Origin of the sequence: Georgenia sp. M64, assembly GCF_038049925.1 — a bacterium.
Classification (GTDB): Bacteria; Actinomycetota; Actinomycetes; order Actinomycetales; family Actinomycetaceae; genus Georgenia.
Genome location: NZ_CP145809.1, coordinates 1363876 through 1389512, shown reverse-complemented (window position 1 = coordinate 1389512; position 25637 = coordinate 1363876). Strand labels below are relative to the sequence as shown.

Genomic DNA, 25637 nt, shown 5'->3' with positions numbered 1-25637 from the left:
GATCTGCGCAACACGAGGCAAGGAGTTGCCATCCGGGCGCGCCGATCGCGCGACGGCAATATGGTTCGGGCATGGCATCCCCACGAGTACTTGCGATCGTCCTGGCCGGCGGCGAGGGGAAGCGGCTGATGCCGCTGACCATGGACCGGGCCAAGCCCGCGGTGCCGTTCGGGGGGATCTACCGGCTGATCGACTTCGCGCTGTCGAACGTCGTGAACTCGGGCTACCTCAAGATCGTGGTGCTGACGCAGTACAAGTCGCACAGCCTGGACCGACACATCGCCAAGACGTGGCGCATGTCGAACCTCCTGGGCAACTACGTCGCGCCCGTGCCCGCGCAGCAGCGGGTCGGCAAGCACTGGTTCCTCGGCAGCGCGGACGCCGTCTACCAGTCCCTCAACCTCATCGACGACGAGCGGCCCGACATCGTCGTCGTCGTCGGCGCCGACAACATCTACCGCATGGACTTCTCCCAGATGGTGTCCCAGCACATCGACTCGGGGTTCCCCCTGACCGTCGCGGGCATCCGTCAGCCCCTCGCGCTGGCCGACCAGTTCGGCGTCATCCAGGCCGACAAGGACAACCCCCACAAGATCGGGGAGTTCCTGGAGAAGCCCAAGGACGCGCAGGGGCTGGTGGACTCCCCCAACGAGGTGCTCGCCTCGATGGGCAACTACGTCTTCGACGCCGACGCCCTCGTCGAGGCCGTCACCGCCGACGCGAAGGACGACTCCTCCAAGCACGACATGGGCGGCTCGATCGTCCCGGCGTTCGTGAACGACGGCGCGGCCGGCCTGTACGACTTCACCTTCAACGACGTGCCGGGTGCGACCGACCGCGACCGCAGCTACTGGCGCGACGTCGGCTCGGTGGACGCCTTCTACGAGGCGAACCAGGACCTCATCTCCGTCTTCCCGGTCTTCAACCTCTACAACGACGACTGGCCGCTGTTCACCGGGTACACCGGGCTCCCGCCGGCGAAGTTCGTCTACGGCCACCGCGAGCGCCTCGGCCACGCCCTGGACTCCCTCGTCTCCCCCGGCGTCATCGTCTCCGGCGGCGAGGTGGTCGGGTCGGTCCTCTCCCCCGGGACCCGGGTGAACTCCTGGTCCTCGGTGCGCGACTCCGTGCTCTTCGACGGCGTGCAGGTGGGCCGCAACTCCACGGTCTCGCGAGCCATCCTCGACAAGTACGTCGTCGTGGAGGAGGGCGCCCAGGTCGGGCTGGACCACGACCAGGACCGTGAGCGCGGCTTCACCGTCACCGAGTCGGGCATCACCGTCGTGCCCAAGGGCATGGTCGTCAAGCGCTGAGCACCCCGGCGCCGCTCCGGCGCCGGACCGTAGGCTGCCGGGCGTGAACGTCTCCCCGGACCGCCCCACCCTGCGCGTCGGCCTCGTCTCGCCCCGGCCGCTGCCGGTCTCGCTCGTGGAGCACGCGCGCGAGCTGGTCGCCGCGGTGGCCGACGACGTCGCCCTCGCGACGACCTCGCGCGGCGGGTGGTTCGCCGTCGCGGTCACGGCCTCGCTCCGCGCCGGCGGTGGGGACACCGGCGCCGTCGGGCGGCGGCTGCGCACCGAGCTCGTCGGGCCGGCGACGGCGCTCGGCGTCGACGTCGCCGTGACCACGGGCTCGCTCGCCCAGGACGGCCCGGGCCTGCTCGTCATGGACGTCGACTCCACCCTCATCACGGCCGAGGTGATCGAGCTGCTCGCCGAGCACGCGGGCACCCGCACGGAGGTCGCCGCGGTCACCGAACGCGCCATGCGCGGCGAGATCGACTTCGCCAACAGCCTGCGCGAGCGGGTCGCCACCCTCGCCGGGCTCGACGTGGCCGTCCTCGCCGACGTGCGCGCCGCCGTCGAGCTGACCCCCGGCGCCCGCGAGCTCGTCGAGGCGGTGCACGCCGCAGGCGGCCGGGTCGGCGTGGTCTCGGGCGGGTTCGTCGAGGTGGTCGAGCCCCTGCGGGCCGGCCTCGGCATCGACCACGCGGTGGCGAACGCCCTCGAGGTGCGCGACGGCCGCCTCACCGGGCGCACGCTCGGGCCGGTGGTCGACCGGGCCGCGAAGGAGGCGCACCTGCGCCGGTGGGCCGCGGCCGACGGCGTACCGCTCGAGCGCGTCGTCGCCGTCGGTGACGGCGCCAACGACCTGGACATGCTCGGTGCGGCCGGGCTCGGGGTGGCCTTCCGGGCCAAGCCGGTGGTGCAGGAGGAGGCGGACGCCGCCGTCACCTTCCCCCGGCTCGACGCCGTGTGGGGCCTGCTCGGGCGCTGAGCCCGCACCGCGCGGACGCTGTGCCGTGACGAGTTCGCTCCGATGGCTGCTGATCACGACCACCTGAGCAACCTGACGACGTGTCAGCCGACGAACCTGCTCGGATGGCTGCTGATCACGACCACATGAGCAGGCTCGTCACCGGCGGCGTGCTCAGCCCTCCGCCCCCGCCGGCGCCGTCGTGACGAGGCCGTACCCGGTCTCCGTGGGCACCACGGCGGCCCCGCCGGCCGAGAACAGCACGGGGACGACGAGACCGGCCGAGCCTGCCTCGCCGTACGCCTGGGCCTCGGCGCCGGTGGTGGCGTTGAGCACCTGGAGGGCGTCGCCGACCCGCAGGTAGACCAGTGCTCCCCCCGCCGCGGCGAGGCGGGTGCCCGTCACCGGCACCTCCCACGGCTCCCCGGTGGCCGGCAGACCGGTCACGCGCTCCTCGCCGAGCGCGACCACCGCGCCGGAGCTGGGGTCGCGGCGCGCGTCGGCCACGTCGGTGGCCAGGACCGCACCGTCGGCGAGATCGACGAGGGCACCGGTCTCGGCGCCCGGCGCACCCAGGAGGGCGGTGCCGTGCGGCGGCCTGGCACCGGCCACGGCGGTCGGCGCCCCGTCGAGGCCGAGCGAGGCGAGCGGCACCCGCCACGTCGTCGTACCGCCGGCGGTCGCGACGAGCTCGCCGTCCACGGCCGTGAGCACCGTCCCGTCGTACTCACCGACGACCCCGGTGCCTGCCTCGTCCGACTCGTCGGCGAGGACCTCGCCCGTCGCCGGGTCGAGGACCACCCGGGGACCGGTCTCGCCCACGGTCGCCCGCGGTGCCCCGGCGGAGAACACGAGCCCGGGACCGTGGTGGGGCCCGGGCACCTCGACCGGTCCCCAGACCCGCTCGCCCGTGGTGAGGTCGTAGGCGGTGGCGGTGGTGCCGGCCACGGCGTCGTCCGTCGGCGCGAGGTCGGTGAGGACGGCGAGGGCCCGGTCCCCGGCGCGGGTGAGGGCGAAGCCGGTGCACGACGGCGGACGGGCGGCCTCCCACAGCACCGTTCCCTGCTCGTCGGCGGCCACGAACCTCAGCGCGGCGCCGTCGGCGGTGTCGGCGTCGGCGGTGTCGGCGTCGGCGGTGTCGGCGGTGTCGGCGTCCGACGTATCGCCGTCCGGGGTGGGCTCGGCCAGGCCGAGGAAGGTCCCGTCGAGCTCCTCCGGCACCTGGTCCCAGCCGGGCTCGACCATGCGGAACGGTGCCAGCGGCAGGGGCAGGGACGCGCCGACGGGCGCCGTCGGGGCGCTCTCACCGACGACGACAGGCGTGGGGTTCACCGGTGCGACGTCGTCGGCGGTGTCCGCGCACCCGGCCAGCGCCGCGAGGACCAGGACGACCCCGGCACCGCCCCGGCGCAGCGCGACCCGGCCGGTGACGCGCGTCATGACTGCCTCCTCGCGGCGTCGGGCTCCGCCGGGGCGTCGAGCCTCCCTGCGACAACGGGGTCCCCCGGGGCAGCAGGCTCCCCTGCGGCAGCGGGCTCTTCCGCGGCGTCGCGCTCCTCCGCGGCAACGGGCTCCCCCGCGGCGTCGGGCTCGGCCGCGCCGGCCGGTTCGTCGCCGTCCTCGGTCACGCGCCGGCGCCGGAGGAACCACACCGTCAGCGCGGCGAGCGCGGCCACGACGATGACCACCTGCTCGGGCACGGCGGCGGAGACGCTGAGCACCGCGCGCTGGAGCTGCGCGAGGAGCGCCGCGGGCAGGAGCTCGGGCAGGGCGGCCATGCCGTTGGTCCTGAGGAAGACGACGCCGACGGCGACGAGCAGGACGCCGGTGATCACCGAGGTGGTGTGCAGGCGCAACGGACCCACGGCCAGCTCCCGGCCGCGCAGCCGCGCCCGCCCGGCCGCCCCGAGTCGTCCCCACACCGCCGCGAGGGCGAGCAGCGGCACGACCATCCCGGCGCCGTAGACGGCGAGCAGGCCGCCGGCGGCCACGAGGTCGTCCTCGGTCGCGGCCATGGTGAGCACGGCGCCGAGGATCGGACCGGAGCAGAAGCCGGCGATCCCCGAGACCGTGCCGAGGAGGAACGACCGGGTCACCCCGGTCCGCCGCGGCGCCGTGGCCTGGATGCTCCGCGCCCCGGGGAGCACCCGGGAGAGGTCGAAGCCGAACCCGAGGATCTGGGCGATACCGAAGACGACGATGAGCCAGCCCGCGACCGTGATGAGCAGGTCACGTTCGGTGGTCACGAGCGACCCCACGAACGACGCGCCCAGTCCCAGCGGGACGAGCGTGAGCGAGAGGCCCACGAAGAAGACGGCGCCGTGCGCGAACAGGCGGGATCCGGCGCCCAGCGTCGAGGCGAAGAACGCCGGCAGCAGCAGCGCCCCGCACGGGCTCAGGAGGGCCAGGACACCGCCGAGGAAGGCGGCGAGGAGGCTGATCTCCACCCTCAGCCCTGCGCCTCCGCGAGCGCCTCTTCGTAGGCCCGCACGAACACCTCGGTGGGCTGGGCGCCGAGGATCGGGGTGCCACCGACGAGGAAGGCGGGGGTGGAGTACACGCCGATGGCGGCGGCCTCGTCGACGTTCGCCTGGACGCCGGCCGCGACCTCCGGGGAGTCCAGGTCGGCGGTGAAGCGCTCGACGTCGAGGCCGAGCTCGCCGGCGAGGGCGATGAGCGCCTCGTCGGTCAGCTCGTCGGCGGGACGCTTCTCCCCACCCTCGAAGAGGGCGTGGTGGTACTCGACGTAGGCGTCCTGCTGACCCGCGGCGAAGGCAGCCTGCGCGGCGCGGACCGAGACCGGCCCGAAGGCGTTGATGTCGCGCCACTCGATCCGGAGGTCGCCGGCGTCGGCGTACTCCATCATCGTCGGCTCGGTGTCCTTCGCCCACACGGCGCAGAACGGGCACTGGAAGTCGTTGTAGACGACGAGCGTCACCGGGGCGTCGACCGGTCCGTGGGCGAGCGCGTCGCCCTCCTCCCGGCGCGCCATCTCCAAGGTCTGCTGCTCGGGCTCGACGACGTCGGCCACCGGAGCGTCGGAGGGCGCTGTCGCGGCCGGCTGCTGGGCGGCACCCTCGTCGTCGCCACCGACGACGGAGACGACGAGCAGGACGAGCGCGACGAGGACGATCGCGGCGGGGACGAGCCAGGCCGGGACCCGGCGGGCGGACGCTGCGGGCATGAGGGTCTCCTTCGGAGGTGACGGGGGGAGGTCCGGGGGGGGCCGAGGGCGGGCCCGGTGGTGAGGGCGATCTACTACGTGACGTAGTAGACCTCTATCCGGCATAGTAGACGCATGCCTCCCGGAACCTCCACCCCGCTCCTTCCCACCCGCACCGGCACGCTGCGCACCGCGGCGACCGCGCTGCGCGCGTGGACGCCGGCCCGGTGGGCCGTCTCGGCGGTCGCCGCCGTCGCCGTCGCGCTCGCCATCGGCATCCCGACGGTGCTCATCCCCAACCCCGTCTTCGGCCGGGAGATCCCGGTCGTGTGGTGGAACTACCCCGTGTGGATCCTCACGTCGCTCGTCGCCGGGATGCTCGTCGCGACCTACGTCCGGCCGCGGCGCGCGCAACCGGCACCCGATCCCGCCGGCGAGGGTCCGAGCCGGGCCGGGATGGCCGGGGGCGTGCTCACGTGGTTCGCCGTGGGGTGCCCCGTCTGCAACAAGATCGCCCTGCTGGCCCTCGGCTACACCGGTGCGCTCACGTGGTTCGCCCCCTTCCAGCCGGTGCTCGCAGTGGCCGGGCTCGCCCTGACGGCCGGGGCGCTGGTGGTCCGGCTGCGCGGCGAGGTCTACTGCCCGGTCCCGGCGCCCGCCGCCGCCCCGGCCGCCCCGTCCCCGACGGCCGCCGAGCATGCCTGAGCTCGCGCCCCTCCCCCGGCTCGGCAGCCTCGAGCGCGAGGTCATGGAGGTCCTGTGGGACTCCGGTGCGGCCATGACCACCCGGGCGGTGCTCGAGCGGCTCACCACGGGTCTGGCGTACACCACCGTGGCCACGGTCCTGGGCAACCTCGTGCGCAAGGGCATGGCCGAGCGGGTCACCGCAGGACGCACCTGGGCCTACCGTCACGGCCCCAGCCGGAGCGAGTACTGCGGCGGGCTCATGGCGGAGACGTTCTCCGCCACGCCCGACCGGGCCGCGTCGTTCCTCCACTTCGTCGAGCGGATGTCGCCCGAGGACGTCGACCTCCTCCGCAGCCTCCTCGACGACGTGCCCGACGTGCCCGACGCGCCCGACGACGACGCGCGGGCACCGCGGCGATGACGGCCGCGGTCCTCGCCGTGCTCCTGGCGGTGCTGCTCGGCGTGGGTGCCCTCGCGCCGCGGCTGCGCCGGCGTCCGACGCCGACCTTCAGCGCTCGGCCGCGCCTGGGCCTGGCCGCGTGGACGGGCGCGGCGCTCGCCTGGACGGCTGGACTGCTCGTTCTCGGCCCGCTGCTGGCCTGGGCCGTCACCGGGCCGGCGCTGCCCGGGGCCGTGGGCGACGTCTGCCGCAGGTGCCTCGTGGCCACCAACCCCTTCGGCCCAGCGCCTTCGACCACGACCACGGCCGTCCCCGTCTTCGTCCTTCTCCTCGTGCCCGCCGTCCTGGCGCTCGCCCTGGTGGGGCGGGCGGTGATCGACCTCGCCCGCGCGGGCCGCACCGCCGACGCGCACCTCGCGGCCCTGGACGGCACAGCGCTACGAGCCGACGCCCTGCCCAGCGACGCCCCGCAGAGGAACGCGCTGCCCGGCACGGCGCTGCACGGCTCAGCCCTGCACGGCGACGCCCTGCGCAGTTCAGCCCGGCACGGTGCAACCCGGCCGGAGGCCGGGGACGAGGTCGTCGTCTGGCTCGTCGAGGACGACGCACCGGCTGCGTACGCGCTGCCCGGACGGCGCGGGGTGGTGCTCACCCGCGGCGGGCTCGACGCCCTCACCGCGCCGCAGCTCCATGCCGTCCTCGGCCACGAGCGCGCCCACGTCGTCCAGCGCCACCACACGGTCCTCGGCCTGCTCGCCGCGCTGGCCCGGGTCCTGGGCCGGGTCCCGCTCGTCGCCCACGCGCACCGGTCGGCGGCCCGGTACGCCGAGATGGCCGCCGACGACGCCGCGCGCCGCGCGGCCGGCACGCGCGCCCTGGCCGGGGCGCTGCTGGCCCTGGGAGGTCATCCCGACCTGCAGCGAGGCCCGGCCGGCATGCCGATGCTCCACGCGGCCGGCCGGGCCGTCCCGTGGCGCACCGCCCGCCTCGTGACCCCGCCGTCGCCGCCGTCACGCTGGGGGTTGGCGGCCGTGGTCGCCTACGTGGCGGCGGTCGTCGCCGTGGTCGCGCACGTCGTCGTGCCCTACGGCACGGTGCTGGTGACCGGCACCTGCTGAGCCGGACGCCGCCTGATGCGCATCTCGGGCCGCCAGCACGTGACGAGCCTGCTCGGATGGCTGCTCATCACGACCACCTGAGCAGAACGGTTGCGCAGGCCGTCGCCCGAAGCGGCGCGCCACAGGGCGAAGCGGCGCGGCCCCCGACGAAGTCGCTCAGATGGCTGCTGACCACGACCACACGAGCAACCTCGTCCCGGAGCCGACGCCCCAGCCGGGCGTTCCGGGGCCAGACCGGTTCGTGGTGACCGCAGCGACCGGGACGCCCGAAAAACCCTCAGTGCCCGACGGCCGTCCTCGGCGCCTCAGTGCTCCGGGCGCAGCAGCCGCGTGAGGTGAGCGGTCGAGCGGTCCAGCTCGCGCCACCCCGTCCGCAGGGTGAGGATGCACGCCGTCGCTGTGGGCACGCCCAGGGAGACCTGCAGGGCGAGGTCGTCGGCGTCGTCGTGGAGCATCGAGGCGAGGTGGGAGATCGTCGGCTCGTGCCCGACGACGAGGGCGGTCCCGGTCGACTCCGGCACCCCGCGCAGCAGCGCGAGGACCTCGCGCGGACCGGCGACGTAGAGGTCGTCGACCACGGTCTGCTCCCGCACGGCGACCCCGCCGGCGAGCAGCTTGAAGGTCTCGGTGGTGCGCAGCGCCGAGGAGACCAGCGCCAGGTCCACGGCGCCGACGGCGTCGGCCAGGGCCGGGCCGAGCGCGGCCGCCTGGCGTCGCCCCTTCGCCGCCAGCGGTCGCTGGGCGTCCCCGAGGTCGCGCTCGGGCTCGGCCTTGGCGTGGCGGAGCAGGACGAGGGTCCGCGCCATCACACCCCCATGGCGTGGACGCCACCGTCGGCGTGGACGATCTCGCCGGTGGTGGCGGGCAGCCAGTCCGAGCACAGGGCCAGCACGGTGCGGGCGGTGGGGTCGGCGTCGGCGACGTCCCAGCCCAGCGGCGCGCGCTCGTCCCAGCCGCCCTCGACCTGCTCGAACCCCGGGATCGAGGTCGCCGCCGTCGTCTTCACCGGACCGGCCGCGACGAGGTTGCAGCGGATGCCGTCCTTGCCGAGGTCGCGGGCCAGGTAGCGCGAGGTCGCCTCGAAGGCGGCCTTCGCCACGCCCATCCAGTCGTACACGGGCCAGGCGAAGCTCGCGTCGAAGGTCAGTCCGACGACGGCGGACCCGCGGCCCATGAGCGGCTTCGCGGCCACGGCGAGCGCCTTGAGGGAGTACGCGGAGACGTGGACCGCCGTCGCGACGTCCTCCCACCGACCGTCGAGGAAGCTCCCGCCCATGACGGACTGCGGGGCGAAGCCGATGGAGTGCACGACGGCGTCGAGGTGGTCGGTGTGCTCGCGCACCCGGTCCGCCAGCGCCGCGAGGTCGTCCTCGTCGGTCACGTCGAGCTGGACCACCGGCGCGGGGGCCGGGAGCCGGCGGGCGGTGACCTCGGTGAGGCGGAACTGCCGGCCGAAGGAGGTCAGCACGACGGTGGCGCCCTGCTCCTGGGCGAGCCGCGCCACGTGGAAGGCGATCGAGCTGTCCTTGAGGACGCCGGTGACGAGGATCGTCTTGCCGTCGAGCAGTCCCATGTCTCTCCTAGGTTGTGGCGCAGCCCGGCGGGCCGCGGGTGGAAGGCTCGGTCAGTGCCCCATGCCGAGGCCGCCGTCGACGGGGATCACCGCGCCGGAGATGTAGGCCGCGCCGTCGCCGGCGAGGAACTCCACCGCTGCCGCGACGTCGTCGACGCCTCCGAAACGGCCCGCGGGGATCGCGCCGAGATAGGCCTGCTGCTGCTTCTCCGGCAGGGCCTGGGTCATGGCGGTGTCGATGAAGCCGGGTGCCACGACGTTGGCGGTGATCCCCCGGCCGCCGAGCTCGCGGGTGATGGAGCGGGCGATCCCGACGAGGCCCGCCTTGGAGGCGGCGTAGTTGACCTGACCCGGCCCGCCGTAGAGCGCCACGACGGAGGAGATGAGGACGATGCGCCCGCGGCGCGCCCGGATCATGCCCTTGCTCGCCCGCCGGGCCACGCGGAACGCGCCGGCGAGGTTGGTGTCGATGACCGTCTCGAAGTCCTCGTCGCTCATGCGCATGAGGAGCTGGTCGCGGGTGACGCCGGCGTTGGCGACGACGACCTCGACCGGGCCGTGCGCCTCCTCCACCTGGGTGAAGGCGGCGTCGACCGAGGCGGTGTCCCGCACGTCACCGACGACGCCGAGGACCCCGTCGGGCAAATCGCCGGAGCGGTAGATCGTGGCGACCCGGTCCCCGGCGGCGACGAACCGCTCGGCGATGGCGCGGCCGATGCCCCGGTTCGCGCCGGTCACCAGCACGCTGCGTGCCGTCTGCTCGCCCACGTCGTCTCCCGTTCATCGCTCGGTCGCTGCGAGGAAACCGTAGCCGACGCCCGCCGGGACCGGCGAAGGCCGTCCGCGGGGCGGCGGCGTAACCTGTATGGGTGAGGAGGCGGCGCGACTCCGGGTCGCAGGTCCAGGCGATCACCTCGGTGCGCCGCGCCCTTGCCGAGGACGTCCACGACCGCACCATCCGCTACCTCGTCTCCATGGGCATCCGGACCGGCTGCATCCTCCTGCTCTTCGTGGTGCCCGGTCCGTGGAAGTGGCTGTGCCTCGTCGGTGCGGTCCTGCTGCCCCTGCTGGCCGTCCTCGTGGCCAACGCCGGCCGGGAGAAGCCGGAGCCGTCCGCGAACCTCCTGCCCGGCGGGCCGGGTGACCCGGGACAGCTGGGCATCGGGCCCGCCCGCCCGCTCCCCTACGACCCCTTCACGGAGTACCTGCGATGAGCCCCGACGCCGCCCTGCCCTACGTCGAGGTCGAGGAGCTGCGCTGCAGCGCCAAGGGCTGCGGCGCCGACGCGGTGCACGCGCTGCTCTGGAACAACCCGCGCCTGCACACGCCGGGCCGGCGCAAGGTCTGGCTCGCCTGCGAGGACCACCTCGAGGGCCTGCGGGGCTTCCTCGACCAGCGCAGCTTCCTGCGGGACGTCATCGCCGTCGCCGACCTCGACGAGTCCCACGGGTGAGCCGGTCAGGTCCGGACCGGGCGGAGCCGCCCGCGCCGGTCGCCGAGGGGCGCTACGCGTTCCTCACCGCGCCGCGGTGGGTGCGGCTCATCACCACGATGGTCCTCGTCTCGCTGGTGTGCGTTCTCCTGGGTGCGTGGCAGTGGGGTCGCTACGAGGACCGCTCGGCGCAGGCCGCGCAGGTCGACGCCGTCCACGACGCCGAGCCGGTGCCGATCGGTCGGACCCTTGCCGGTCCCGTCGTCGACGCCGGGTCGCAGTGGCGCCCGGTGCTCCTCACCGGTCGGTACGTCGGCGAGCCGGTCCTCCTGCGCAACCGTCCCGTCGACGGCACCGCCGCCGTGCACGTCGTCGCCCCCTTCCTCGCCGACGTGGGTGGCGAGGAGCTGCTGGTCGTCGTCGACCGCGGCTGGCTGCCCACCGCCGACGCCGACGCCGCGCCGGCGTCCCCGGACGGGACGGTCGAGCTCGTCGCGCGGCTGCGGCTGGCCGAGACGGCGCAGGACCGGGCCGCGGCCGAGGGACAGGTCTACAGCCTCGACCCGACGACCGTGCTCGCGGCCGCGGGCTCGCCGCCCGAGGCCGTCGGTGTCGAGCCGCTCGAGGGGTACGTCGTCGCCGCCGAGGAGCGTCCCGTCGGCGAGGTCGCCCTCGGCAGCTATCCGCGCCCGGCCTTCAACTACGGCATGAACCTGTCGTACACGATCCAGTGGGCGCTCTTCGCTCTCGGCGCCCTCGCGGCGCCCGTCGTGCTCGCCCGGCGCGAGGCGGCCGAGCGCTCGGGCCACGGTCCTGTGCGCACGGTCGGACGGGCCGAGCTCGAGGAGGACCTGGAGGTCCTCACGGCGCTGCGCCGACCGGCCCTCCCGCCCGGACGCGCGGTCGACGGCGGACCGGCGGCGCGGGTCATCGACGCACCGGCGACGAGATCCGTCGACGCTCCGGCGGCGCCACGGGTCAGCGACGCGCCGGCCGGGCGGGTCGACGACGCACCGGCAACGAGCGCCGTCGACCAAGCCGCCGGCACGGACGCCGGCGGGCGGGCCGCTCCACGCGCCGGCCGGCCCGGAGGCTGACCGGCCTGACCCGGACGTCGCGACGCGCCGACCGTCAGGCCAGCGTCACGAGCTCCAGGTAGCTCTCGCTCCACAGGTCCTCGTCGGCGTCGGGCAGCAGGAGCACCCGCTCGGGGTTGAGCGCCTGGACCGCGCCCTCGTCGTGGGTGACGAGGACGACGGCGCCGGTGAAGGCCCGCAGCGCACCGAGGATCTCCTCGCGGCTGGCGGGGTCGAGGTTGTTCGTCGGCTCGTCGAGGAGGAGGACGTTCGCGGAGGAGACGACCAGGACGGCCAGGGCCAACCGGGTCTTCTCGCCACCGCTGAGGACCTTCGCCGGCTTGTCCGCGTCGTCGCCGGAGAAGAGGAACGAGCCCAGCACGCTCCGCACGCCGGTGTCGTCGAGGTCGGGCGCCGCCGAGCGCAGGTTCTCCACGACGGTCCGCTCGACGTCGAGGGTCTCGTGCTCCTGCGCGTAGTACCCGATCTTGAGACCGTGCCCGGGAACCACCTCACCGGTGTCGGCCTCCTCGACCCCGCCGAGGATGCGCAGCAGGGTGGTCTTGCCGGCCCCGTTCAGGCCCAGGACGACGACCTTGGAGCCCCGGTCGATCGCGAGGTCGACATCGGTGAAGACCTCCAGCGAGCCGTAGGACTTGCTCAGCCCCTCCGCGGTCAGCGGGGTCTTCCCGCAGGGGGCGGGGTCGGGGAAGCGCAGGTGCGCCACCCGGTCGGCGCGGCGGGTCTCCTCCAGGCCGGACAGGAGCCGCTCGGCGCGGCGGGCCATGTTCTGGGCGGCGACGGTCTTGGTGGCCTTGGCCCGCATCTTGTCGGCCTGGGCCATGAGGGCGCCGGCCTTCTTCTCGGCGTTGGCCCGCTCGCGGTGCCGACGGCGCTCGTCGGCCTCGCGCTGCTTGACGTAGGCGTCCCAGCCCATGTTGTACACGTCGAGCACGCCGCGGTTGGCGTCGAGGTAGAAGACGTGGTTGACGGTCTCGCGAAGCAGCTCGACGTCGTGGCTGATGACGACGAACCCGCCCGAGTAGGTGCGCAGGTACTCGCGCAGCCAGACGATCGAGTCGTGGTCGAGGTGGTTCGTGGGCTCGTCGAGCAGCAGGGTCTGGACGCCGGAGAACAGGATCCGGGCGAGCTCGACGCGGCGCCGCTGGCCACCGGAGAGGGTGTGCAGCGGCTGCTCGAGCACCCGGGTGGGCAGACCGAGGTTGGAGGTGATGCGCGCGGCGTCGGACTCGGCGGCCCAGCCGCCCTGGGCGGCGAACTCGGCGTCGAGGCGGACGTACTTCTCCATCGCCTTGGTCTGGGCCTCACCCTCGGAGGTGGCCATCGCGTGCTCGGCCCGGCGGATCCGCCGGACGAGGTCGTCCAGCCCGCGGGCGGAGAGCACGCGGTCGCGGGCGAGGACGTCCATGTCACCGGTGCGGGGGTCCTGGGGGAGGTAGCCGATGTCGCCGCTGCGGACGATCTGACCCGTGTGCTGGACGACGCCGGAGGTGGCGGCCTCGCTGGCCAGCAGCTTGGTGAGGGTGGTCTTGCCGGCGCCGTTGCGACCCACGAGGCCGATCCGCATCCCGGAGTCGATCCGGAAGTTCGCCTCGTGCAGGAGCTCACGGGCGCCGATGCGCATCGTCAGGTCGTGGGCGGTGATCACAGGGGCATACCTCGGTCGCTGCAGAAGGTGGGGGGTGTGGCCGCGGGCGGGACTCCCTCGCGGACGTGCGCCTCCCCAGTGTACGGCGGGCCACCGGGGCCGCGGAGGGGAGATCCGTCACCCCGGCCCGTGACGGCCGGTCCCCAGGGTGCGGCCGCAGCGCCGGGTCGCAGCCCTCAGCGCCGGATCGCGGCCCTCAGCGCCGGATCGCGGCCCTCAGCGCCGGGTCGCGGCCCTCAGACGTCGTCGGCCCCACCGTCGCGGGCGAGCGCCGAGAGCGTGGCGTCCCCCACCGCCCGCATCGCGGGGGCGTCGTCGGACGCGGTGACGAGGGCGGAGCCGATCGCCAGGGCCCAGCCGGCCGCGCGGGCCCAGGTGTCACGGGAGGGGCCAAGCCGGGAGCGCATCACCCGACGGCCGGCCCGGCCGAACACCAGCCAGGCGGCCGCGAGGTCGGTCGCGGGGTCACCGGCGGTGAGGTCGCCGAAGTCGACGACGGCGGCGAGCCGTCCGCCGGCGACCACGAGGTTGGCGGGGTGGGGGTCGCCGTGCAGCCACACCGCCGGACCGTCCCACGCCGGTGCCGCGAGGGCTCGGTCCCACACGGCGAGCAGCCGGACGTCGGCTCCCGCGAGCCGTTCGCGCACCACGGCGTCGCGCTCCGCGAGCGGGACGCCCCGGAACGGGTTGTGCGGCGCACCGGACGGCGCGGGCCGGTGCAGGGCGAGGAGGAAGTCGGCGAACGCCGGCGCCAGGGCGTCCCGCCGCACCGGCGGGAGCGTCAGCGCCGAGGTGCCGGGGAACCACGGCACCACCGACCAGTGCCACGGGTAGTACGTGGTCGGGGTGCCGGTGCGCAGCGGGACGGGCACCCGGACCGGCAGCCCGGACGCCAGTCCCGGCAGCCACCGCTGCTCGTGGCGGACGAGCGCTGCGGCCGCTCGACGGCGGGGCGTGCGCACCGCCAGCCGGTCGCCCAGCCGGTGCACGACGTTGTCCCAGCCGCTGACCGCCGCCCGCACCGGCAGCCCCGCGAGGTCGGGGTGCTGGTCGGTGAGGAGCCGGCGCACCAGGTCGGCGTCGACACCGACCTCGGCCGGAGGTGTGCGCACCATCGTCCGATCCTCCCTCATGGGAGTGCAACCGGTCGCGGCGCACAGCCGAGCCCACGACGCCGTCCCCGCGCCGCCCTCGACCGGCACCAGCCGGGCACCGCGAAACAGGGCGAAGCGGGCCGCACCGGGCAGTGATCGGGCCGTGCCGGGCTGTGAACCTCCCTCGCCATGCCGCGTGAGGACGGTGGAACTAGTTTGTGCCCATGACCTTCAACAAGGACGTCCGGGCCGACACCGGACGCGTGCGCAGCTCCCGCGGCGGCAAGGGCGCGGCCGTGGGCGGCGGGCTCGGGCTCGTGGCGCTGCTCATCTACATGTTCACCGGCGTGGACCTCTCCGGCGTCCTCGGTGGCGGGGGCGGCGAGCAGACCCAGGAGGAGGGGACGCAGGACTTCTCGCACTGCCAGAGCGGCGAGGACGCCAACGAGTTCACCGACTGCCGCATGATCTACACCGCGGACGCGCTCGACCAGTACTGGGTCACCGCGCTGCCCGAGCAGGCGGACATCGAGTACGAGATGCCAGGCTTCGAGCTGTTCGAGAACTCGGTCTCCACCGGCTGCGGCAACGCCACCTCCGCCGTCGGGCCGTTCTACTGCCCGCCGGACGCCTCGGTCTTCCTCGACATGGGGTTCTTCGACCAGCTCGAGTCCCAGCTCGGCGCCGAGAACGCCCCGCTCGCCCAGATGTACATCGTCGCCCACGAGTGGGGCCACCACATCCAGAACCAGCAGGGCACGATGTCGACGATCGACCGCCAGGGCACCGGCCCGGAGTCCGACGGGGTGCGCCTGGAGCTGCAGGCGGACTGCTACGCCGGCATGTGGGTCGGCCAGGCGGCCACCGTCGTCGACCCCGACTCCGGAGCGACGTTCCTCGAACCCCCCACGCGGGACCAGGTCAACGACGCTCTCGACGCCGCGGCCGCCGTCGGCGACGACCGCATCCAGGAGGGCGCGGGTCAGGAGGTCGACCCGCACACCTGGACCCACGGCTCGGCCGAGCAGCGCCAGCGCTGGTTCGTGACCGGCTACGAGCAGGGGTCCATGGCCGCGTGCGACACCTTCGCCACCGAGTCGCTGTAGGCGGCCGACGGTGCAGGCGCCCGGCCGCCACGGCCGGGCGCCCACGGCTCAGCGGTCCGGGTCGCCCCGGTCGCCGAGCACCTCGCGGTCGGCCCGGCCAGCCTCCCGGGCCGCCTCCGCCCGGCGCACCTCGTCGGGTCGGCTGAGGCTCTTGGGGATGGACCGGGCGTGGTGCCCGGCGGCCACGTGGTCGTCGTTCATCTGCTCCCGGTTCAGCAGCAGGTTCAGCAGGATCGCGGCCAGGGCGCCCGCGCTGATGCCGGAGTCGAAGATGAGCTGGAACCAGCTCGGGAAGTTCGCGTAGATCTCGGGCTGGACGGTCGGCAGCAGGGCGATGCCCACCGCGATCGCCACCACGAGAACGTTCGTGTTGGTGAAGTGGACCTTGACCAGCGTCCGCACGCCCGCCGCGACGACCATGCCGAACAGGGCGATGCCCGCCCCTCCGAGCACGGCGCGCGGCACGCCCTCGACGACGGCCGCCACCTTGGGCACCAGCCCCAGGGCGATGAGGATGACGCCGGACATGGCGGTCACCCAGCGGGACTTCACCTGCGTCAGGCTCACCAGCCCGACGTTCTGCGCGAACGCCGTGTACGGGAAGGTGTTGAAGAACCCGCCGAGCATGGTGGACAGGCCGTCGGCCCGCAGCCCGTCGCCGAGCTGGCGCTTGGTGACCGGCCGGTCGACGATCTCCCCGACCGCGAGCATGTCGCCGGTCGTCTCGGTCATGATCACCAGACCGACCACGAGCATCGAGATGACGGCGGCGATCGGGAAGGTCGGGAACCCGAAGTGCAACGGCGTGATGACGGCGAACCAGCCGGCCTCGCTCACGCCGGTCCAGTCGACCATGCCGAACGGGACCGCCACGATCGTGCCCACGACCAGGCCCAGGAGCACCGAGACCCGGGCGAGGGCCGGCGGCGCGAACTTCTCGAGCAGGATGATGAGGACCAGCGTGCCGGCGGCGAAGGCGAGGTCCCGCGGCTGCGCCGACTCCTCGTTGTTGGTGATCCAGCCCGCGGCCACGCCCATGAGCGACAGCCCGATGATCATGATGACCGTGCCGGTCACGAGCGGTGGGAAGAACCGCAGGACCGAGGAGAAGACGGGCGCCAGCGCGATCATGAACAGCCCGCAGGCGATCGTGGCCCCGAAGATCGCCGTGATGTCGTACTGGTTGCCGATGGCGATCATCGGCCCGACCGCCGCGAACGTCACGCCCTGCATGAGGGGCAGCCGGACGCCGAACCGCCAGAACCCGATCGACTGGACCAAGGTGGCGACGCCGGCCACGAAGAGGTCGGCGCTGATGAGGAAGGCGATGTCGGCGGAGGAGTAGCCGAGCGCCCCGCCGACGATGAGGGGGACCGCGACGGCGCCGGCGTACATGGCCAGCACGTGCTGGAGCCCGAGCGGGAAGAGCCGGTCGATCCGCGGGATCTCGTCGACCGGGTGCTTGGCCGATGCAGTGACGGGGCTGGACACATGACCTCCTGGGTGAGTCCGTCGTGGTGACGTTCGGCACACGCTAGGGCACGGACCGTCCTTACGGAAGGAGGTTTGGACAGGTTTTTCCAGATCACGGAACTTCTTCCGCGTCCCGGAAGCACCCGGGGACGACGACGGCCCGGCACCCCGTGGGGTGCCGGGCCGAGGCCACGGCTGGCCGGCGACGCGGCGGCCCGCCCCGGGTCGTCGCCCCGTCAGGGACGCGACCGACGACGCGGGAGGCCGGCGCGGCTCTCAGACGTTGAACTGTCCGAACCTGTCCTGGCCTGGGGTTTCGCTCTGAGCTTGGACGCTGTGGGGGAACCATGGGGGAACAGGGCCGTATGCGCTCTCCCCCGGCGAAGCGGAGGTGGCGAGACCCCGACGGTATCGTCGTGATCTCGGATGGGTAGCGCACCCACCACCATCACTCTACCGAGCCCCGTCGGATCCGCCTCGGTTTCGAGCGTTGCCGACAACCGCGATGGCGCTGGTCTGCCTCTCACGTAGGAGATTTCGAGTGGTGCAACACCAGCTTGCCACCATCGAGGGAGCCCGCCCGCCCTTCTCTTCACGACAAGCCCGGTTGCACGCCGGCTCCTTTGTTATTCAACCGTTTCGCCGATCACACCGGCGACGGGCAATCGAGGGAGGACTCGAGCAGCGGTGGCGAGAGCCGCGCCGCCCCGGCTCAGGAAGCACCTGACCGCGGGGCCGGATGGTTCGCGTGTGGGTGCGGGTGATGTCCGGACGCGGTTTGATGTTGTTGGACAAGTGCCCAGAGCCGCCCTGGAGGTTTCCGTGACGAGTCCGTCCCCCGACCCGGGAACGAATGCGCGCCGGTCATCGATCCTCGCGGCGGCGATGATCGGGGTCGGGCTGATGGCGGCCATCGACGAGATCGTCTTTCATCAGATCCTGGCCTGGCACCACTTCTACGACCAGTCCACCAGCGCGGTCGCGTTGATGTCCGACGGACTCCTGCACGCGGGGGAGCTGGTCCTCATCGTCGGTGGGTTCTTCTGGTTCGCGGACCTGCGGCGGCGGCGGGCGCTCGCGCCGAGGTCTGCGTGGGCAGGGACGTTCCTCGGCCTGGGTGGCTTCCAGCTGTTCGACGGGCTCGTCGACCACAAGGTGCTGGGTCTGCACCAGGTCCGCTACGGCGTGGATCTGCTGCCTTACGACGTGGCATGGAACTCCGCTGGTCTCGTGCTCCTGCTGACCGGCGTCGTGCTGGCGCTGCGCAGCCGGGACGAGGCCACGGCACCGGCGACGGCGTCGCGGGGATGAACAGCGCTCATCTGCACAACCCGATGCGGGACGCGCTCGTTGCGGAGGGCATCGGGTGGCTTCTTCCCGTTGTTCTCACGGTGGTACTCATCGGCGGCTACCTGGGCATGGTGGCGCGCCGGCGCCGGGCGATGGGCCGTCGGTGGAGCGGGTGGCGCACGGGCGCCTGGGTGGCCGGCGTGGTCCTGCTGGCGTCCGGGGTCTCGCCGTTGATGACCGACCTGGTTCACACCGATGCGCGCGGCCACATGGTCCAGCACCTGCTGCTGGGCATGTATGCCCCGCTGGGCCTGGTGCTGGCGGCACCGGTGACCCTGCTGCTGGGCGCCTCGTCCACGAAGAATCGGCGGCGAATCGCAACCGTGCTCGACAGTTTTCCAGTTCGTGTCACGTCCCACCCCATGGTCGCCGGTGTGATCGACATGGGCGGCCTGTACGTCCTTTACCTAACCGGTCTGTACGCCGCGAGCATGCACAGCGCGCTGCTCCACTGGGTGATCAACATACATTTCGTACTTGCCGGCACCCTCTTCACCTGGGCGATCGTCGGGCCCGACCCGGCACCCCACCGCCCCGGCCCGCGTGCGCGTCTCGTTGCGCTCGTCCTCACAGCGGCCTCGCACGCCTATCTCGCCAAGATGCTGTATGCCAGAGCGTCCGCGCTGCCCCCGGGCGGCGGCCACGCGGCCGCCGAGATGGAGCAGGCGGCACAGGTCATGTACTACGGCGGAGACCTCGCCGAGATCGCCCTCGCCGTAACCTTCTTCGCCACCTGGTACCACGCTCGGTCGAGGCACAGGGGCGTCGCCAACGTTCACGATGCCGTCACCGCGCCGGCCTAGTCTCCTTTGTCCTCCTGGCGACCTGCGTCATGAGCCATGCACCACTCGCGCTGCGAGATGTCACCGCCCACGGGCCAGTGACTTGGGACCGGTGCGAACGCGTGAAAAGGCTTGGGAGTGGCCCTTGTGGATTGCCGCGGATTCAGTGCTGGGTCCAGGACTCGCTCTGCGTCAGGCGCAGCAGGTACACCAGCGGTGGCAGCACGATGACTGCGGCCAGCGCGGCGACGAGCAGGAGCGCACGCAGGGTCGCGGGCGCGCCGGCGGCCGCGGTGATCGTGAGCTCGTCGACGAGCATCCAGGGGTACTGCGCGACGCCCCATCCGACGATGACGGATACGACGGCCACGACCGCGCCCGCTCGGGCCGCGGTGTGGCGGCGGCGCACCAGTAGCACCAGGGCGCCGATACCACCAACGATGGACGTGGCGATCAGGGGTGCCGCACGTGTCGTCAGCCCCTCGGCGAGGGTCGGCGCGTCGTATCCGATCGGGACGAGTACACCGAGTGCCAGCACACCGGTGACCGCACCGACCACAACGGTGCGCCGACGCAGGCTTGCGGCGAGGTCCTCACGACCGGACCGTGCCGCGTCGGCGGTGAGGAACGTCCCGGCGAGGAAGGCACAGGACGCGACGGTGAGGACACCGACGAGCAGGGAGGTGGGGTTCAGCCAGGACGACCAGGGGTCACCCCCGCCCTGAGCGGGGACGCGCCCGGAGGCGATCGCCCCCGCCACGGTGCCGAGGAAGAACGGGGCCACCAGCGACGAGGCGGCGAACAGTGCGCCATGGAAACGGGCCTGTGCCAGGGTCGCGGAGTACTTGCGAAAGGCGAAGCTGGCGCCGCGCAGCACGATGCCAAACAGCGCGAGCAGCAGCGGCACGAACAAGGTGGTCATCGCGGCGGCAAACGCGGTGGGAAAGCCCGTCCACCACATGACCAGCACGTAGATCAGCCAGACATGGTTCGCTTCCCAGACGGGGCCGATGCTGTGGTCGACCTGGGTCCGCAGCTCGGCACCGCGCGCCGCATCGCCCGCGGTGAGGTCGTAGAAGCCGGATCCGAAGTCCGCGCCGCCGAGCACCGCGTACGCCGTCAGGCCGACGAACATGGCAGCGGCCACCGCGACAGCTAGCGTCGTCATGACGCACCGCCGTGGGGACCGTCCTGGTGCTCTAGCCGGGCTCGCGGGGCATACGGGCTCGGCAAATCATGTTCCCCCGCGCGCCACCGCCGGGCCATCGACCGCAGCACGACCACCGCACCGATCGTCATCCCGGTGTAGACGACCGCGGTCGTGCCCAGTAGCCACCACAGCCCGTAAGAGTTGGCACCGGCGGCGTCAACGGTGCGCAAAATGCCGTAGACCGTCCACGGCTGCCGGCCCACCTCGGTGGCGACCCATCCGGACTCGACCGCGATGACGGCCAGCGGACCGGTGACGGCCACGAACCGTAGGAACCACGCATGCTCAAGGAGATCGCGGCGGCGCCAGCGCAAAACCCAGTAGACGACCACCGCCAGGGCGAGCAGCGTACCGATGCCGACCATCGTCTGGAACGCCCAGTGCACAAGGTTGACCGGTGGCTGATTCTCGACCGGGATGGTGTCCAGCCCAGGCACTGGCTCGGTGAACGAGCCACGTGCAATGAGCGACCCGAGCATCGGAATCTCAAGCGCCCCGTACACCTCGCCGTCGATCAGTACGCCCCCGACTCGCAGCGGCGAGGGACTCTCCGTGGTGGTGGCCAGCTCGAAGGCGGCCAGCTTGGCGGGCTGGCGATCGGCCAGGTCACTGCCGAGAACATGCCCCGCCACGGGCTGGATGACAGCGGCGACACTGGCGAAGACGAACGGGATCATCAAGCCGAGCCGGTGGTGCTGGTCGCGCCGGTCCCGCAGCATCCCCACCGCGTACACGCCCGCGATGGTGAAACCCACCACCATGTAGGCCGCAAGCCACATGTGCAGGAACTGCGGCACGGCGATGTCGTTGAACATCGCCGCCCAGGGGTCCACGTCGGTGACCTCACCGTTGACGATACGAAAGCCGGCGGGCGCATTCATCCATGCGTTGACCGAGATCACGCAGAATGTGCCTACTACACCGGCGATCGCCATCGGCACCACCATGAACAGATGCAACCGGGGCGACATGCGCCCCCACCCGTACAAGTAGATCCCGAGGAAGATGGCCTCGACGAAGAACGACAGCCCCTCGAGCGCGAACGCCAGGCCCAGCACGTCCCCGAACCGACCCATCAGACCAGGCCAGAGCAGCCCCATCTCGAAGCTCAGCACCGTCCCGGAGACCGCGCCGATGGCGAACAGGACCGCGGAAGCCTTCGCCCACCGTTGAGCCAGGCCCAGCGCCACCGGGTTCTTGCGGACAAGACCGCGCCAGTGCGCGACGAAGATCATGGCCGGGAACCCCACCCCGAACGACGCCAAGATGATGTGCCATCCGAGTGACAGCGCCATCTGCTGCCGCGCCGGGAGCAGCCCAGCGGGGTCTCCAGCAGTCGTGACAAGCGTCACAAGGTCGTACGTCATGAAGGCACCATACGGCTGGCCGCGCCGGCGGGCCCGATGAGCCACCCGCTACCAGAAACGGAACAGTGGTCACGACGCGGACACAGGGGGACCGACAGGAGCGGGTCTCCAGCTTTGATATGGCGATGTAGTTTGTGAGGTTGCGGAAGCCGATGGCGGAGCCGCGTAGGTGCTCGAGAGGTGCGTTGATCGCCTCTGTCGGTCTGTTGCCGGTGCCGGGTCTGTCGAAGTAGGCCAGGACGTCGGCGGCCCGCTTCTGGAGGGTGCGGCGGAGCGTGACGACCTCTGTCAGCGACGCCGGGGACGCCGTGGCTGAGCGAGTCGATCAGCAGGTGTTGCATGGTGTGTCGGCATCGGGTCTTGTCGGGTTCGTGGTAGGCGGTGATCATCCGCTGGTAGATGGCACAGGTGGTCTCGACCTCGACGTGGGCGTCGGTGGCGAAGAGCCTGCTCGGTCGGTCCTGCTGTCTGCCGGTGAGCAGGTCGGCGAGGGTGTGCGGGGTTCGGCGGGCGGTGTAGAGCGGGTCGCCCTTGTGCCAGTGGTCCAGTGCATGGCCGGCAAATCGCAGGACGTGGAAGGGGTCCATCACGGTCACGGCGTGGGTCAGTTTCTCGGCGGTCGCGGTCTTGAACCCGGTGAAATCGTCCATAGCGACCTCTCGACGCCGTCGCGCCATTCCTGCGGGCGCTCGCTCAGCCACGGCTTGCACGCCTGCTTGGAGCGGCCCTCGACCATGTCCAGCAACCGCGAGGACCCGGTCCCTTCCCGGATCGGGGTGAGGTCGTTGATGACGGTGACGTACTTCTCGCCGCGGCGGGTGTGCCGCCAGGCGTGCTCGTCGACCCCCACGACCGTGACGCCGTCGAACCGGGCAGAGTCCTCGATCAAGATGTGGCGGCCTTCGGCCAGGACCGCCGCGTGGCGGTGTTGCACGACACCCCCGAGTCATTCGGCGACGCGGGCGACGGTCAGGTGCTGGCACACGATGACCTCCAGCGCCCAGACTAGGCCCCGGCCCGAGAGCCTCGCCCGCGGCTCAGCCGCGGCGGTGGTGTCCGGGCGGCACAGGTGCCCGCACCGGGTACACCAGTAGCGGCGCACAGTGATCTCCAGCGTCATGGGACGCCACCCGAGCGGCTCGTGCGCCGGCCGCCGGGTGACGGTGTCCCGCGGCTGCATTCGCACGCGCACCGCCGGCACCAGCTGTCATGCTCCACGACCCGGCAGGCCAGGATTGCACGATCGGGCTCGAGGCGTTGGCCGACATCGAGGCTGAGCTCGTCGAGGCGGGCGACCGTGGTCAGCTCAGGGCGAGCGAGGGTAGCGTCAGACACTCGAGGTCCTTCGGATGGGCAGCGTGAGAACTCCCATCATCGGAAGGCCTCGACCCCTATCCGGCGACCGACGCGCCCGCTTCCCCTCTACACCCTGCTGCGAAGAGCCAGAGAGCCGGCGACACCGGTCCGATGCATGGCACGCGACACGAGGCGAAGCCGGGCCCGGATGTGCGGGCGGGGCCGTTGCCGCCGGTTGGTGCCCTCCCTTGCCGCCTGCATGCCGTAGCCATGAAACAAATGCCCCTTACCCGGACGGTCGAGATTTTTCAAGCCTCACCGTTCCAACGTTCCACCGTTCCAACGCCAAGGGCGTCTGCTCGTCAGGACCCGCCAAGCCCTGCTCGCGGATCCGGGCCAGACGGTGAGCCTGGCTCCACCCGCACCGGCGCCAACGTCTCCGCGGTGACGACGTGGCCTCCGGCATCGACGGCGACCGTCAACTCCCTGCCGGCGACCTGCAGCCCCCGCACCTCCAGGGCGCCGAACGGCGCAGGTACGACGGGTCGGACGCCCAGCCGCCCGGCCGGGACATCGGGCTCCAGGCCCAGGAAGGCGCCGAGGAGCACAACCGCCGACGCCGCCGACCAGGCCTGCGGGCGGCACGCCGCCGGGTAGGGAACCATCGCAGGCACGGTGCCCCGGGCGTCGCCCGAGTAGAGCTCGGGCAGCCGTGACCCGGCGTCGGCCGAGGCGGCCAGCAGCCCCTCTGCCAAGGAGGCGGCGACGTCAGGGTGTCCAGCCCGCACGAGGCCTGCGACGGCGATGGCCGTGTCGTGGGTCCAGACCGAGCCGCCGTGGTACCGCAGCGGCCAGTACCCGGCAGACGTCGTCGCCATAGTGCGCAGCCCGTACCCGGAGTCGAGGTCGGTGAGGCGTCGGGCGACCTGCACCTCGTCCTCCTTCGTGAGCAGCCCGGTGCCGAGGAGGTGGCCGATGTTGCTCGTCAGGGTGTCGACGGGCCGCTTGTCGGCGTCGAGCGCGATGGCGGGGTAGCCGCCGTGGTCGTCGTCCACCCAGAAGGCACCGCGGAACCGCCGGCGCATCGCCTCGGCCCAGCCTCGCCACCGGTCGGGGCCCGGGCGGCCGAACGCCTCCAGCAGGGCGGCGCCGGAGACGGCGGCCTCGTGGGCGTATGCCTGCACTTCGCAGAGGGCGATGGGGCCGCGGGCCAGGGTGCCGTCGCGCCACTGTACCGAGTCGCCGGAGTCCTTCCACCCCTGGTTGGCGAGGCCGCGGCCGGTCTGGTCGAGGTACTCCAGGAAGCCGTCCCCGTCAGAGTCGCCGTGGTCGGCAATCCACGCCAGGGCGGCTTCGAGATTGGGCAGGAGGGCCTCGACCTCGTCCGTGGGCATGCCCCAGCGCCACGCGTCGTGGAGCAGGCACACCCACAGCGGCGTGGCGTCGATCGTTCCGTAGTACACCGGGGGCAGGACTGAGCCGCCGCCGAGGTCGAGCTCTGCGCCGCGCACCTCGTGGAGGATCTTCCCCGGCTGCTCCGCCGTCTCGGGATCGACCACAGTGCCCTGCCGGGCGGCGAGTGCGCGGAGGGTGCCTGCCGCGAGCTCCGTCCCCAGCGGAAGCATCATGCGGGCGGCCCACAGCGAGTCCCGGCCGAAGAGCGTGAAGAACCAAGGGGCGCCGGCCGCGACGAAGACGTCGTCGGGCGCGAACCGCGCCCTCATGCGCAAGGTCTCGAGGTCCTCCAGCCCACGAGCGATCAGGGCGCTCAGACGCCTGTCGTCGCACCGGACGGTGGGCGTGGACCACGTGGCAACGCCTGGTCCGGGGAGCATGGGGGAGTCGGGCTGTGTGGTGGTGACTGCCCATGTGACGGAGCGGTTGGCGCCCGGTGGGACGTCCAGCACCCACAGCAGCCGCGGCGCCGCCGGGTCGGACAGGTCCACCTTCGCCCCGTCCGCGCGCACCACGACGTCGGTGCCTTCGGCCGACCACGAGACGGACTTCCCGTCGGTCACGGCTGGCAGCGGCGCAGGTGACTCGCCGGCCTTGATGCGGTCCATTTGCGCCAGATCGGCGCCGAGTGTCACCGTCAGTGGCACCCGCACCGCCGCCGCGGTGGCGGAGGCGACCTCGAGGTGCTCCACCACCTGCCCGGGACTGACCTCCCGACGGCGGCGCAGCCGGACCGTCGGATCGGCACCGGGTCCGTCCACGGCGCGGAGGAGTGCGATCACCTCGACCGCTCCCGGGCCGGCGGGCCCGGCGGAGATCGTCTCCGGCTCGGCCCCGGCGACCATGACCTCTGCGCGGGAGAGGACCCGCACGTCGCCCTCGTAGAACCCCTGTGCTCCCGCCGGGCGGACCTGGCCGTCCGGGGCCGACCACGCCTGGGCCGGGGCCATCGTGGCGACGAGGAGATCATGCAGGAGAGGCTGCAGCGTCATCGGTGCTCCTTCGTGGGATGCGCGCATCCCTTGACATCGGTGCCGGGGATCAGCAGGCTATCCCCGACAGTTTGAGCGTTCCAATGATCGGCACAGTAGCCGGTCCGGGCGCCTGAAGACAGCCCTCCAGCGGTGGGG

General features: G+C 72.6%; 23 protein-coding genes and 1 pseudogene. 11 read left to right on the top strand and 13 right to left on the bottom strand.

What is annotated here, in order from left to right; translation table 11 throughout:
* The first annotated feature begins 71 nt into the window (after nucleotides 1-71).
* Nucleotides 72-1313 carry a glucose-1-phosphate adenylyltransferase gene (locus AAEM63_RS06265; protein WP_341360760.1) on the top strand — a complete coding sequence of 414 codons (1242 nt, stop codon included), beginning with the start codon at nucleotides 72-74 and terminating at the stop codon, nucleotides 1311-1313.
* Nucleotides 1314-1356: 43 nt separating this feature from the next.
* Nucleotides 1357-2277 (top strand): phosphoserine phosphatase SerB, encoded by a 921-nt coding sequence (gene serB / locus AAEM63_RS06260; protein WP_341360759.1) that lies wholly within the window; start codon nucleotides 1357-1359, stop codon nucleotides 2275-2277.
* 153 nt (nucleotides 2278-2430) lie between these two features.
* Here serB and AAEM63_RS06255 read toward each other — a convergent pair whose 3' ends face one another.
* From AAEM63_RS06255 to AAEM63_RS06245, 3 genes are read right to left on the bottom strand one after another with little or no spacing between them, the layout of a single operon-like run.
* Complete coding sequence (locus AAEM63_RS06255; RefSeq protein WP_341360758.1) at nucleotides 2431-3696, bottom strand: hypothetical protein; 1266 nt, start codon at nucleotides 3694-3696, stop codon at nucleotides 2431-2433.
* Nucleotides 3693-4703, bottom strand: a complete 1011-nt coding sequence (locus AAEM63_RS06250; protein ID WP_341360757.1) for a cytochrome c biogenesis CcdA family protein — start codon at nucleotides 4701-4703, stop codon at nucleotides 3693-3695. Before AAEM63_RS06250 ends, AAEM63_RS06255 begins: the two co-directional genes overlap by 4 nt.
* Nucleotides 4704-4705: 2 nt before the next feature.
* Nucleotides 4706-5440: a thioredoxin domain-containing protein gene (locus AAEM63_RS06245; RefSeq protein ID WP_341360756.1), complete on the bottom strand. Its 735-nt coding sequence runs from the start codon at nucleotides 5438-5440 to the stop codon at nucleotides 4706-4708.
* 114 nt (nucleotides 5441-5554) lie between these two features.
* Here AAEM63_RS06245 and AAEM63_RS06240 point away from each other — a divergent pair, with 114 nt between their 5' ends.
* From AAEM63_RS06240 to AAEM63_RS06230, 3 genes are read left to right on the top strand one after another with little or no spacing between them, the layout of a single operon-like run.
* Nucleotides 5555-6124, top strand: coding sequence for a hypothetical protein (locus AAEM63_RS06240; protein ID WP_341360755.1), 570 nt, complete (start codon nucleotides 5555-5557; stop codon nucleotides 6122-6124).
* Nucleotides 6117-6527 carry a BlaI/MecI/CopY family transcriptional regulator gene (locus tag AAEM63_RS06235; protein ID WP_341360754.1) on the top strand — a complete coding sequence of 137 codons (411 nt, stop codon included), beginning with the start codon at nucleotides 6117-6119 and terminating at the stop codon, nucleotides 6525-6527. The genes AAEM63_RS06240 and AAEM63_RS06235 overlap by 8 nt, the downstream gene beginning before the upstream one ends.
* A complete protein-coding gene (locus AAEM63_RS06230) occupies nucleotides 6524-7624 on the top strand; it encodes a M56 family metallopeptidase (RefSeq protein WP_341360753.1) in 1101 nt (366 codons plus the stop codon). Before AAEM63_RS06235 ends, AAEM63_RS06230 begins: the two co-directional genes overlap by 4 nt.
* 305 nt (nucleotides 7625-7929) lie before the next feature.
* Here the strand turns inward: AAEM63_RS06230 and AAEM63_RS06225 are convergent, their stop codons facing one another.
* From AAEM63_RS06225 to fabG, 3 genes are read right to left on the bottom strand one after another with little or no spacing between them, the layout of a single operon-like run.
* Complete coding sequence (locus tag AAEM63_RS06225) at nucleotides 7930-8430, bottom strand: histidine phosphatase family protein (protein ID WP_341360752.1); 501 nt, start codon at nucleotides 8428-8430, stop codon at nucleotides 7930-7932.
* Nucleotides 8430-9197 carry an enoyl-ACP reductase FabI gene (gene fabI / locus AAEM63_RS06220; RefSeq protein WP_123918022.1) on the bottom strand — a complete coding sequence of 256 codons (768 nt, stop codon included), beginning with the start codon at nucleotides 9195-9197 and terminating at the stop codon, nucleotides 8430-8432. Before fabI ends, AAEM63_RS06225 begins: the two co-directional genes overlap by 1 nt.
* Before the next feature lie 51 nt (nucleotides 9198-9248).
* Entirely contained in the window at nucleotides 9249-9965 is a 717-nt protein-coding gene (gene fabG / locus AAEM63_RS06215; protein ID WP_341360751.1) for a 3-oxoacyl-ACP reductase FabG, read from the bottom strand.
* Between the two features lie 101 nt (nucleotides 9966-10066).
* Between fabG and AAEM63_RS06210 the strand changes: the two genes are divergently transcribed.
* From AAEM63_RS06210 to AAEM63_RS06200, 3 genes are read left to right on the top strand one after another with little or no spacing between them, the layout of a single operon-like run.
* Nucleotides 10067-10411 carry a DUF3099 domain-containing protein gene (locus AAEM63_RS06210; RefSeq protein WP_341360750.1) on the top strand — a complete coding sequence of 115 codons (345 nt, stop codon included), beginning with the start codon at nucleotides 10067-10069 and terminating at the stop codon, nucleotides 10409-10411.
* On the top strand, nucleotides 10408-10650 hold the full coding sequence (locus AAEM63_RS06205; protein ID WP_341360749.1) for a hypothetical protein: 243 nt from the start codon (nucleotides 10408-10410) through the stop codon (nucleotides 10648-10650). Before AAEM63_RS06210 ends, AAEM63_RS06205 begins: the two co-directional genes overlap by 4 nt.
* Nucleotides 10647-11726: an SURF1 family protein gene (locus AAEM63_RS06200; RefSeq protein ID WP_341360748.1), complete on the top strand. Its 1080-nt coding sequence runs from the start codon at nucleotides 10647-10649 to the stop codon at nucleotides 11724-11726. The genes AAEM63_RS06205 and AAEM63_RS06200 overlap by 4 nt, the downstream gene beginning before the upstream one ends.
* 34 nt (nucleotides 11727-11760) lie before the next feature.
* Here the strand turns inward: AAEM63_RS06200 and AAEM63_RS06195 are convergent, their stop codons facing one another.
* Complete coding sequence (locus AAEM63_RS06195; protein WP_341360747.1) at nucleotides 11761-13374, bottom strand: ABC-F family ATP-binding cassette domain-containing protein; 1614 nt, start codon at nucleotides 13372-13374, stop codon at nucleotides 11761-11763.
* Nucleotides 13375-13610: 236 nt separating this feature from the next.
* A complete protein-coding gene (locus tag AAEM63_RS06190; protein ID WP_341360746.1) occupies nucleotides 13611-14489 on the bottom strand; it encodes an aminoglycoside phosphotransferase family protein in 879 nt (292 codons plus the stop codon).
* Nucleotides 14490-14692: 203 nt separating this feature from the next.
* On the opposite strand from AAEM63_RS06190, the gene AAEM63_RS06185 reads away from it, so the two are divergent.
* On the top strand, nucleotides 14693-15574 hold the full coding sequence (locus AAEM63_RS06185; protein ID WP_341360745.1) for a neutral zinc metallopeptidase: 882 nt from the start codon (nucleotides 14693-14695) through the stop codon (nucleotides 15572-15574).
* Nucleotides 15575-15622: 48 nt separating this feature from the next.
* On the opposite strand, the gene AAEM63_RS06180 is transcribed toward AAEM63_RS06185, so the two are convergent.
* Nucleotides 15623-17065: a nucleobase:cation symporter-2 family protein gene (locus tag AAEM63_RS06180; RefSeq protein ID WP_341360744.1), complete on the bottom strand. Its 1443-nt coding sequence runs from the start codon at nucleotides 17063-17065 to the stop codon at nucleotides 15623-15625.
* Between the two features lie 804 nt (nucleotides 17066-17869).
* Between AAEM63_RS06180 and AAEM63_RS06175 the strand changes: the two genes are divergently transcribed.
* Entirely contained in the window at nucleotides 17870-18358 is a 489-nt protein-coding gene (locus tag AAEM63_RS06175) for a DUF2243 domain-containing protein (RefSeq protein ID WP_341360743.1), read from the top strand.
* Nucleotides 18359-18381: 23 nt separating this feature from the next.
* Nucleotides 18382-19200: a cytochrome c oxidase assembly protein gene (locus AAEM63_RS06170; protein WP_341360742.1), complete on the top strand. Its 819-nt coding sequence runs from the start codon at nucleotides 18382-18384 to the stop codon at nucleotides 19198-19200.
* Between the two features lie 142 nt (nucleotides 19201-19342).
* On the opposite strand, the gene AAEM63_RS06165 is transcribed toward AAEM63_RS06170, so the two are convergent.
* The 4 genes and pseudogenes from AAEM63_RS06165 to AAEM63_RS06150 all read right to left on the bottom strand — a co-directional run bounded on the left by AAEM63_RS06165 (nucleotide 19343) and on the right by AAEM63_RS06150 (nucleotide 25499).
* Nucleotides 19343-20326: a cytochrome d ubiquinol oxidase subunit II gene (locus AAEM63_RS06165; protein WP_341360741.1), complete on the bottom strand. Its 984-nt coding sequence runs from the start codon at nucleotides 20324-20326 to the stop codon at nucleotides 19343-19345.
* Between the two features lie 17 nt (nucleotides 20327-20343).
* Complete coding sequence (locus AAEM63_RS06160; RefSeq protein ID WP_341360740.1) at nucleotides 20344-21756, bottom strand: cytochrome ubiquinol oxidase subunit I; 1413 nt, start codon at nucleotides 21754-21756, stop codon at nucleotides 20344-20346.
* 103 nt (nucleotides 21757-21859) lie between these two features.
* Nucleotides 21860-23091, bottom strand: a pseudogene (locus AAEM63_RS06155) (ISL3 family transposase); the annotation flags it as partial.
* A gap of 323 nt (nucleotides 23092-23414) precedes the next feature.
* Entirely contained in the window at nucleotides 23415-25499 is a 2085-nt protein-coding gene (locus AAEM63_RS06150; protein WP_341360739.1) for a glycogen debranching N-terminal domain-containing protein, read from the bottom strand.
* Between the last annotated feature and the right edge of the window lie 138 nt (nucleotides 25500-25637).

Excerpts from the sequence above, each read along its gene's own strand:
- AAEM63_RS06235 (WP_341360754.1), top strand. The coding sequence starts at position 6,117 with ATGCCTGAGCTCGCGCCCCTCCCCCGGCTCGGCAGCCTCGAGCGCGAG.
- AAEM63_RS06255 (WP_341360758.1), bottom strand. The coding sequence starts at position 3,696 with ATGACGCGCGTCACCGGCCGGGTCGCGCTGCGCCGGGGCGGTGCCGGG.
- AAEM63_RS06245 (WP_341360756.1), bottom strand. The coding sequence starts at position 5,440 with ATGCCCGCAGCGTCCGCCCGCCGGGTCCCGGCCTGGCTCGTCCCCGCC.
- AAEM63_RS06230 (WP_341360753.1), top strand. The coding sequence starts at position 6,524 with ATGACGGCCGCGGTCCTCGCCGTGCTCCTGGCGGTGCTGCTCGGCGTG.
- AAEM63_RS06265 (WP_341360760.1), top strand. The coding sequence starts at position 72 with ATGGCATCCCCACGAGTACTTGCGATCGTCCTGGCCGGCGGCGAGGGG.
- AAEM63_RS06185 (WP_341360745.1), top strand. The coding sequence starts at position 14,693 with ATGACCTTCAACAAGGACGTCCGGGCCGACACCGGACGCGTGCGCAGC.
- AAEM63_RS06240 (WP_341360755.1), top strand. The coding sequence starts at position 5,555 with ATGCCTCCCGGAACCTCCACCCCGCTCCTTCCCACCCGCACCGGCACG.
- AAEM63_RS06190 (WP_341360746.1), bottom strand. The coding sequence starts at position 14,489 with ATGGTGCGCACACCTCCGGCCGAGGTCGGTGTCGACGCCGACCTGGTG.
- AAEM63_RS06170 (WP_341360742.1), top strand. The coding sequence starts at position 18,382 with ATGCGGGACGCGCTCGTTGCGGAGGGCATCGGGTGGCTTCTTCCCGTT.
- AAEM63_RS06150 (WP_341360739.1), bottom strand. The coding sequence starts at position 25,499 with ATGACGCTGCAGCCTCTCCTGCATGATCTCCTCGTCGCCACGATGGCC.
- AAEM63_RS06160 (WP_341360740.1), bottom strand. The coding sequence starts at position 21,756 with ATGACGTACGACCTTGTGACGCTTGTCACGACTGCTGGAGACCCCGCT.
- AAEM63_RS06205 (WP_341360749.1), top strand. The coding sequence starts at position 10,408 with ATGAGCCCCGACGCCGCCCTGCCCTACGTCGAGGTCGAGGAGCTGCGC.
- fabI (WP_123918022.1), bottom strand. The coding sequence starts at position 9,197 with ATGGGACTGCTCGACGGCAAGACGATCCTCGTCACCGGCGTCCTCAAG.
- AAEM63_RS06225 (WP_341360752.1), bottom strand. The coding sequence starts at position 8,430 with ATGGCGCGGACCCTCGTCCTGCTCCGCCACGCCAAGGCCGAGCCCGAG.